The sequence below is a fragment of the Streptomyces sp. NPDC052101 genome (genome assembly GCF_040680235.1).
Classification (GTDB): domain Bacteria; phylum Actinomycetota; class Actinomycetes; order Streptomycetales; family Streptomycetaceae; genus Streptomyces.
In genome coordinates, this window is record NZ_JBFAWH010000087.1 from 1 (window position 1) to 8,360 (window position 8,360).

The following is an 8,360-nucleotide window of genomic DNA, read 5'->3' on the forward strand; positions in this document are numbered from 1 at the left end:
GGCGGGGCGCCCTGTGACTGTGTGTGTGTTTGTCGTCCAGTCTGACCCGCCCCACCGCCCACCGGATCCTCAAGCGCCACGGCATGCCGGCCCTGTCCGCCCTGGACCGGGCCACCGGCGAGCCCGTGCGCCGTTACGAGCGCGCCCGGCCCGGCGAACTGGTCCACATCGACGTCAAGAAGCTCGGCCGTATCGCCGACGGCGGCGGCCACAGGGTCCTCGGCCGGGCCGCCGGCCGCAAGAACCAGGCCCGCACCGGCCGCGGCTACATCTACCTGCACACCGCCCTGGACGACCACTCCCGCCTGGCCTACACCGAAGACCTGCCCGACGAGCAGGCCGCGGCCTGCGCCGGCTTCCTGACACGGGCCGCCGCCTGGTTCGCCACCCGCGGCATCATCGTCGAGCGGGTCCTGACCGACGACGCCTGGGCCTACACCAAGAACACCTGGCACCAGACCTGCCGCGAGCCGGGCATCCAACCGCGCTGGACGAGGGCGTGGCGGCCGCAGACCAACGGCAAGGTCGAACGCTTCCATCGCACCCTGCTCGACGAGTGGGCCCACCAACAGCCCTACACCTCGGAAGCCGAACGCCAGGCAGCGTTTCCCGACTGGCTGGACTGGAACAACTACCACCGACCCCGCACCGGCATCGGCGGCCAAACCCCAGCCAACCGCGTCACCAACCTGTCCAGTCAGCACACCTAGGGCGATGGTTACGCGACCATGGCATCACACCCCGGATCGCCCGCAAGGGCACGGACTCCAGCCAGCGGCTGGGCCGACACCGCTGGACCATCGAACGCAGCATGGCGTGTCTCGCCGGATGCCGACGCCGGCATCGACGCCATGAACGCAAGGTCAGCCACTTCCTGGCCCTCACCGCCATCGCCCGCACCCTCATCTGCTACCGCCGACCCACCAATTGAGATGACCTGTCAGCCCGATCCCGCACTGCAGGAGATCGCCAGAAGCCCGCCGGATGACGGAGAACGGTGCCTCTACCGCCCGGCGGAGATGAGCGTCGGGACTGCCCCAGGAGGTACACAAGCCATAGCCACACCGCTCCACGCTGGTGCCGAATCTCGCTGGAGCCACAAGCGCCCTCTACGCCGCGAGCGCGGCTGTCGTCGCAGCCGCCTCGGTCTTCTCCCACAGCCCCGAGCGCCGACGAGACACACGCCAGCCACTCGCGATCCCCCTGCGCCGCAGTGCCCTCTTATTCGCAAGCCACCGACAAGCCCGGGCTGGAGCGCTGGTAGGTCAAACGCCAGCCGAACACGCGCATTCCTCGCTGGCTACGTCGCCCCGGTCAGCGGCGAGTTGGCGGTGGATGTCCAGCTTGGCTCTGTGATGTCGTGCCTCTGCTTCAGGCCACCCCTTCGAAATCCGACGACGAACGGCTACTCGTCATCAGCCCGGAACCGGCCGACGCCCTCAGCACGATCATCGCCCGCGTCACGACTCCCGAACACATGCGATCCCGATGCTGCGACTGCCTGTTCGCGCAGCTTGGCTGGGCTCGCCCCGTACAGCGGAGCCGTGCTGCACCGGCCCACCGCCGGTTGTGAGCAGCAGGTGGTAGCGGCCGGGGCTCACTAATTCCACGCGATCATGCAGTCACGGCACGAGTCCTGCCAGCGCCGTCCCGCCTCAGGGATGGGACGACGGCAGGTGGCGACGGTTGGCTCCGTTCACGTGTCCGATCTCGTGGACAGAACCACCCCTAGAGCAGCGTCGAAATGCCGAATGACGGACCTGACACTAATTTCTATGAGTAACAGCCGCAGCACACAGTGTGACCATTGACAACAGCCTGGAATCCCGGAAACGGCAAACCTGGCAGCGACGGCCGCACAGCCAATCCGCTGCGGCGCCACCTGAAGAACACACGCCGTGCCCCCTCTGCAAGCACGGCGCCAGCCAACCCACCCCGCGAGCCACACGAGCCGCGCGAGGCGATGGAAACGGAAGGGCGATTTCCCATGCAAATACAACGCATCAGGCATTACGTCATGCTGTCCGCAGCAGGTCTCCTGCTGGCCGGCGGAGCCGCGACCGGCGCGGCGGGCACAGCCTCTGCAGCCCCTGCACACGGCGAATGCGGCGGCTGTCACGGCCAGCAGGGACAGCCAGGCCACCAGGGACAGCCGGGCCAGCAAGGCCAGCAAGGCCAGCAAGGCCAGCAAGGCCAGCAAGGGCAGCCGGGCCACCCGGGACAGCAGGGACAGCCGGGCCACGGATGTGACTGATCCGGCGCCGATCACGCCTTGGGCCGTGCGGCTCCCCTCGCGGGGCCGCACAGCGCCGCACGGGCGTGCGCCCTCGCCGCCATGGCGGACGCGATCGTCATCGAACTAGCGCGTGAGTCGCGGTGACAACACACGATGTCCCCGACAATCCCCTCCAGCACGGCAGGACCTCAACCAGGGTGCGGGCGGGCGACCGGGCCCCGCACCCCGGACAGGCCGCGCCGGCCCTCGTGCGTTGCAAGCCAATGCGCAACCGTCTCGATATTCACGTCCACCGACAGCACCGCGACGCCGCGATCGACGGGAACAACGGCTCCACCCGCTGGAGCACAACCACCTCCACGGCCCGGACTTCCGGCCCAAACCGCACATGCCACGGCTCACTTCAGGGCGACTTCGCGAGGCACCCCAGGACGCTCCGCCGTCACTCGGAGTGGCCGCCGTACGGAAGTGATGTGTTGGTGATCTTCACTCGGTGGAGTGAAGTCCGGACACGGTCTCGGAGGCCCGCACCCGGCGGCATCGACCACCAACGCTCCTTCCGTCGAGCCGACTTGGTGCACCACGACCTGCGAGCCGGGCATCAACAGGTCTCCCATCGTCTCGGCCCTCATGAGTGAGGCATCCCCGGCAGTGGTGATCTGACCGCTCCGCCGCCGGGTGCGCGGGGTCGGATCGGGCGGGCGCTTCAGGCGGCGCTCTTGGCCGCACTGACGGTGGCGGTTGTGTCGGTCGCCCGCTCGGACGGGGTGCAGAAGGCGGTGACGCGGCCGCAGAAGTCGTCCGCCGTACTGGCGGTGTGGCGGTGTCCTGGCCCGGGCCGCCCAGCTGCGGTAGGCGCCCTCGGTCCGGGCGGCAGCGGACACGTCGAGGCAAGTTGATCCACCGGCCCGGGCGGCGCGGTGTCGCACGCGTGCCGTGGGTGCGCCGTAGCCGCGCAGGCTCAGATCGGTCTGGGTGACGGCCAGTGCCGGATGAGGGAGGGACGTCCAACGGGTGCGGCGGGCGGGGTGCACTGCCCAGGTCAGCAGTGGCGGCTTCGCCGGCATGCCGAGGGTGTGCGTGGGTTGCACCCACCGATTCTCAGCGCGAACGGTGGGTTGGTGCTCAGCGGGTGCCACCGACCGTCGCGCCGTTGCCTCTGATTCCTTCCTATGGGGCGTTTGGCGGTATATGTCTATTTCGTGGTGCGGTTTCGGGAAAACGCTTGGTTGAGAGGTGCCCCGGTCGGCCAGGGGTCCCGTTCGGGCTTTGAACCTCGGCCGGAGAGGAGGTGATTGCTATGGAAGAAACACGTGAGGTGTACGAGGCGCCGATGGTCACGGAGGCCGGCGAGTTCGCCGAAGTCACCCGCGGCGGAAACCCCTTCGGGTTCTTCGACGGCGCGCCCCCGCCCCGCTCCTACTACGGCCCGGACGGCTTTTAACTACCAGCCGTGAAGCAGCGGCCGGCGGAGCGGCTGTCTGCCGCCCCGTCGGCCAAAGCCTCTAGCCGGGATCAGGCTTCGCTGACATCGGTGCATTGAGACGGAGCGTGGGCTGTGGGCCATTGGTGGGTGGTTCTGCCTGATACGGAAGCGGCAGCTACCGCGGCGGGGCGTCTGAAGACACGGGGTCGGGACTGTGTGGTGCATGCGTCGGGGCGGCCGTGGCTGCTGGGGCGCTGGCGCGGTGCGCAGGCGGTCACCGCGGAGGTGGGGGATGTGCGGGTGGTCGTGCTCGGCCGGTCCCTGCTCAGCCCTGAAGCTCTGCGAGCGCGGGTTGCCGGCGTTCGGGACGTGTACGAGGTGGAGCGTGCGGTAGGCCGGGCGGCGGGCAGTTACCACCTGTTGGCCACGGTCGGCGGCCGTGTATGGGCACGCGGCACCGCCTCGGCGGCGTGTCGGCTGTTCACCACCTTGGTGGACGGTGTGCCGGTGGCGGCTCCTGGGGCCGATGTGCTGTCCGGGCTGGTCGATGCGGACATGGATGAGGAGATGCTGGCCGCGCGCTTGATGGACCCCTTTGTCTCCTGGGCGGCGTTGGGCGGGCGCACGCTGTGGCGGCAGGTGCGGGCGGTGCGGCCGGACGAGGCGCTGGTGTGGGAGCGGGACGGTGCGCAGCGCACCGTGCGGTGGTGGGACCCGCCCGAGCCGCATCTTGGTCTGCGTGCTGCGGCCGCGCAGGTCCGGTCGGCGTTGACCGAAGCGGTTGCCAGCTGCACGGCCGGCAAGGGCACCGTCAGCGCGGACCTGTCGGGCGGGCTTGACTCGACCAGCCTGTGTTTTCTCGCGGCGGCCCAGGGCGAGGCAGAGCTGGTGACGCTGCACTGGGAAGGCGTGGACGCGCAGAACGACGATGCCCACTGGAGGCGGATGGCGGTCGCCGCGCTGCCGGGGGCCACCCATCTGATGGTGACGCAGCAGGAGACCGCGGACTGGTTCGCCGGAGTGGGCCAGATGCGCCTGGTCACGGAGGAGCCGGCGCCCTGGGCACGGGATGCGGTGAAGCAGAGCGACATCCTCAGTCGTGCGCAAGCACTGGGGTCCCGGCTCCACCTGTCTGGATGCGGTGGTGATGAGCTGTTCACACCGTCCTCCTCCTACCTCGCCGATCTGGCCCGGCAGCATCCACTGCTGGCATGGGGGCGGCTGCGACGTGTCCGTCTCGACTGGCGGGTGAGTCGCGCGTCGGTGCTGCGGGGTCTGCGCGATGGGCGCGGTTACGGGCAGTGGTTCCAGGAGGCTGCCCGGGACCTGAGCGCGCCTCCGCCGGACCCGATGGTGAGCCGGCTCGGCTGGCAAGCGCCGCCCCGGATGCCCGCCTGGGCCACCCCCGAGGCCGTACACGCTGCCCGGACGGTGCTGCGGGAGGCAGGCGCCCGCTGCCCGGAACCACTGGCGCCGCAGCGGTCCCTGCACACCGTGCTGTACATGGTGCGGGAGGGCGGCAACGCGATCCGCCAGATGAGCAAAGCACTGTCCGGACCCGACTACGCCATCCCCTACAACGACGACGCGGTCGTGACCGCCGCGCTCTCCGTCCGGCCCCTGGAAGCCTGCGTCCCCGGTCGTTTCAAACCGCTGTTGACCGAGGCGATGGATGGCATCGTGCCGCGTGAGATCCTGCGCCGGACCTCAAAGGGCCGCTACTGCGCTGACTTCTACCGCGCGCTGCGCCGCCGGCGCGGCGAGATCCTCACGCTCCTGGACGGCTCGCTGCTGGCCGAGGCCGGGCTGATCGAGCCGGACCAGCTGCGCCGCGCCCTGCATTCCCACGCCCCGCAGTCCGAGCTGGCGTTCCTGCCGCCCACGGTGGCCTGCGAGGTCTGGCTCCGGTCGCTGGCCGGCAAACCCAGTTCTCACGCGTCTGCGCTGACCGGAGGCTTTCGATGACAACCATTGCCCTGCGGGCGCAGGTGACCGGAGTGGCAACCGACGGCGGCATGGTCCTGCTCGACGAGCGGTCAGGTCGCTACTGGCAGCTGAACGCCACCGCCCGCTTGGTCCTGCAGCACCTGCTCGACGGCCAGACGCCGGAGCAGGCAGCCACCGCGCTCGCTGATGCGTATCCCGACGCCGCCTCCCGCGCCGCGAGCGACGTCGAGCAGCTACTTGCCTCACTGCGGTCATTGCACCTGCTGGCCGACTGAGCCGCCCAGCCGATCTCTCGCCGCGCACCGCCCCTGAACCCACGTAACGAGGAGTCCACCATGGCCCGTCCCACGGTGCCTGCTCCCGAGTCCGATGCATCAGAGCCCTTCACGCTCACCCGTCGGCACCGCGTGCTTGCCGCGCTGTGCGCGGCGGCCGCTCGCCCGCTGGCCCGGGCCCGGCCGCACCGCATCCGTACCGTGCTCGGCCTGCTGCGCCGCGGAGCGGCACCCGCCAGCGCCGAACAGGCCGCAGCCGCCCGGCACGCCGTGGTCACGGTCAGCGCGCGCTGCGCCGCTACCCGTAGCTGCCTGCACCGGTCACTGGCGACCGCCTTGCTGTGCCGGGCCCTGGGGGTGTGGCCGACCTGGTGCACGGGTGTGCGCACCGATCCCTTCGGCGCGCACGCCTGGGTGGCCGTGGACGGCGAGCCGGTCGGAGAGCCCGCCCACGAACGCGGCTACACCCCCATCATCACCGTCCCGCCCGCACCGGCCGCCCGAGCGGTCAGCGGGACGAGCCGGCAAGAGCCGTGATGGACGGGCCCCTCGCGATCCGGGCCCGTGGCCTGTCCAAGTCCTACGGCGACCGTCATGCGGTGCGCGGCGTGGACCTCACCGTGGCGTCGGGTGAGATCTTCGCCTTCCTCGGACCCAACGGCGCGGGCAAGTCCACCACCATCTCCATACTCTGCACCCTGACCCGCCCCACCGCGGGCCATGCCACCGTCGCCGGCGCCGACATCCTCACCGAGGCACACCGGGTCCGGGCCCGCATCGGTGTGCTGTTCCAGCACAGCGCGCTGCTGCCCGAGCTCTCCCTGTCCCGCAACCTCTACCTCCGCGCGCGCCTGCACGGACTCTCCCGCGCCCGGGCCCGTCAGCGCACCGCCCACGCGCTGCACCTGGCCGGACTCACCGACCGCCACAAGACCGCGGTGCGCACCCTGTCCGGCGGGCTGCGCCGCCGCCTGGACATCGCCCGCGCCCTGCTGCACGCCCCACGCATGCTCTTCCTGGACGAACCGACCGTCGGCCTCGACCCGCCCGCACGCGCCGAGCTGTGGCACCACCTGCACACCCTGCGTACCCAAGAGGGCATCACCGTTTTCGTCACCACCCACTACCTGGACGAAGCCGAGCACTGCGACCAGCTGGCCATCATCGACCACGGCCGCATCGTCACCGAGGGCCAACCCGCCCAGCTCAAGGCCGCCCTGGGCCGCGCCACCATCCAGCTGCACACGAGCGACACCACCAAAGCCGCCCTCGTACTGCGCGAGGAACACGGCCTGAACCCCCGCCCCGGCCCCGACGGAACACTGACCGTCCCTGTCACCGACACCGCCACCTGGCTGCCCCGGCTGTGCGCCTGCCTGTCCGCCCGCGGCCTTCAGATCCACTCCGCCACCGCCACCGCCCCCACCCTCAACGACGTGTTCTTCCACCACACCGGCCGCCGCATCACCTGAGCGCGAAGAAGTCATCAGCCATGCCCGCCTCCGCACCCGCCCCCGGGCCCCCACTGCGCCGCGAACTACGCGCCGTCCACGCCCTCGTACTGCACGACCTCATGCGGCTGACCGCCAACCCGAGCAACGCCCTGCTGCTGATACTCCAGCCACTGCTCTACCTGTACGCCCTCGGCGGCGGCCTGTCCGCCCTGGTACCCGACGACACAGTGGGCGGCTCCTACCGCACCTACCTCTTCCCCGGCGTGCTGCTGATGTCCGTCCAGGCCCCCGCCATGAGCGTGGGCATCCGCCTGATCATCGACCGGGACAGCGGCATCCTCAGGGAGATCCTGACCGCCCCAGCCCGGCGCACCACCCTGCTGTGCGGGATGTGCCTGGGCGGATGCACCAGCGCCGCCGCACAAGGCGCCGTCCTGATCGCACTCGCCCCCGCCGGCGGACTGCCCTACGAACCACTCCTGCTCCTGGGCCTGCTGACGCAGCTCACCCTCATCACCTTCACACTCACCGCCATAAGCACCGCGATCGCAGTCCGGACCCGAAGGGCCGAAACCTTCACCACCCTGCTCGGCCTGACCAGCGCCCCCTTCCTCTTCACCTCCGGCGCCTTCGTACCCCGCTCCACCCTCCCCACCTGGCTGGAACCGACAGCCGCGATCAACCCCCTCGCCTACGCCTCCGACGCCCTGCACGGCACCATCAACGCCCTCACCACCCCCGCGCCCGCTGCCACCGCAACCGGACACCTGCCCCTTGCCGCGAACACCGCAGTCCTACTCCTCACCGGACTCGCCGCCCTCCTCCTGGGCGCCCGCGCCTTCAACCGCAACGCCGACGGAGACGGGACCGGTAGCAAGCGCCGTATCCCCCTCCAGCCGTAGCCATCACGCAATCGCGGCCAGACCTCCGGGTCTGTACGCTCACCGGTGTAATTGATGATCATGGAAGAGACATCAAGTGACTGACACCGTGACCGAGTCCGTGACCGTCGATGACCAGGC

The 8,360-nt window shown here is 70.2% G+C and carries 6 protein-coding genes and 2 pseudogenes; all 8 read left to right on the forward strand.

Annotated features, from left to right (window positions below):
* Positions 1-53 precede the first annotated feature (53 nt).
* Positions 54-710, forward strand: a pseudogene (locus AB0L75_RS43590) (IS481 family transposase); the annotation flags it as partial.
* Positions 704-931: pseudogene (locus AB0L75_RS43595) on the forward strand (IS5/IS1182 family transposase); the annotation flags it as partial. The pseudogenes AB0L75_RS43590 and AB0L75_RS43595, both read left to right, overlap by 7 nt.
* A gap of 2,605 nt (positions 932-3,536) precedes the next feature.
* On the forward strand, positions 3,537-3,680 hold the full coding sequence (locus AB0L75_RS43600; RefSeq protein ID WP_365191852.1) for a lasso RiPP family leader peptide-containing protein: 144 nt from the start codon (positions 3,537-3,539) through the stop codon (positions 3,678-3,680).
* A gap of 201 nt (positions 3,681-3,881) precedes the next feature.
* Positions 3,882-5,627: an asparagine synthase-related protein gene (locus tag AB0L75_RS43605; RefSeq protein WP_365191853.1), complete on the forward strand. Its 1,746-nt coding sequence runs from the start codon at positions 3,882-3,884 to the stop codon at positions 5,625-5,627.
* Positions 5,624-5,884 (forward strand): lasso peptide biosynthesis PqqD family chaperone, encoded by a 261-nt coding sequence (locus tag AB0L75_RS43610; RefSeq protein WP_365191854.1) that lies wholly within the window; start codon positions 5,624-5,626, stop codon positions 5,882-5,884. Before AB0L75_RS43605 ends, AB0L75_RS43610 begins: the two co-directional genes overlap by 4 nt.
* Positions 5,885-5,944: 60 nt before the next feature.
* A complete protein-coding gene (locus AB0L75_RS43615) occupies positions 5,945-6,421 on the forward strand; it encodes a lasso peptide biosynthesis B2 protein (protein ID WP_365191855.1) in 477 nt (158 codons plus the stop codon).
* A complete protein-coding gene (locus AB0L75_RS43620) occupies positions 6,421-7,356 on the forward strand; it encodes an ATP-binding cassette domain-containing protein (protein ID WP_365191856.1) in 936 nt (311 codons plus the stop codon). Before AB0L75_RS43615 ends, AB0L75_RS43620 begins: the two co-directional genes overlap by 1 nt.
* 20 nt (positions 7,357-7,376) lie before the next feature.
* Positions 7,377-8,240, forward strand: coding sequence for an ABC transporter permease (locus tag AB0L75_RS43625; protein ID WP_365191857.1), 864 nt, complete (start codon positions 7,377-7,379; stop codon positions 8,238-8,240).
* Positions 8,241-8,360: the final 120 nt, after the last annotated feature.

Excerpts from the sequence above, each read along its gene's own strand:
- AB0L75_RS43600 (WP_365191852.1), top strand. The coding sequence starts at position 3,537 with ATGGAAGAAACACGTGAGGTGTACGAGGCGCCGATGGTCACGGAGGCC.
- AB0L75_RS43610 (WP_365191854.1), top strand. The coding sequence starts at position 5,624 with ATGACAACCATTGCCCTGCGGGCGCAGGTGACCGGAGTGGCAACCGAC.
- AB0L75_RS43615 (WP_365191855.1), top strand. The coding sequence starts at position 5,945 with ATGGCCCGTCCCACGGTGCCTGCTCCCGAGTCCGATGCATCAGAGCCC.
- AB0L75_RS43620 (WP_365191856.1), top strand. The coding sequence starts at position 6,421 with ATGGACGGGCCCCTCGCGATCCGGGCCCGTGGCCTGTCCAAGTCCTAC.
- AB0L75_RS43625 (WP_365191857.1), top strand. The coding sequence starts at position 7,377 with ATGCCCGCCTCCGCACCCGCCCCCGGGCCCCCACTGCGCCGCGAACTA.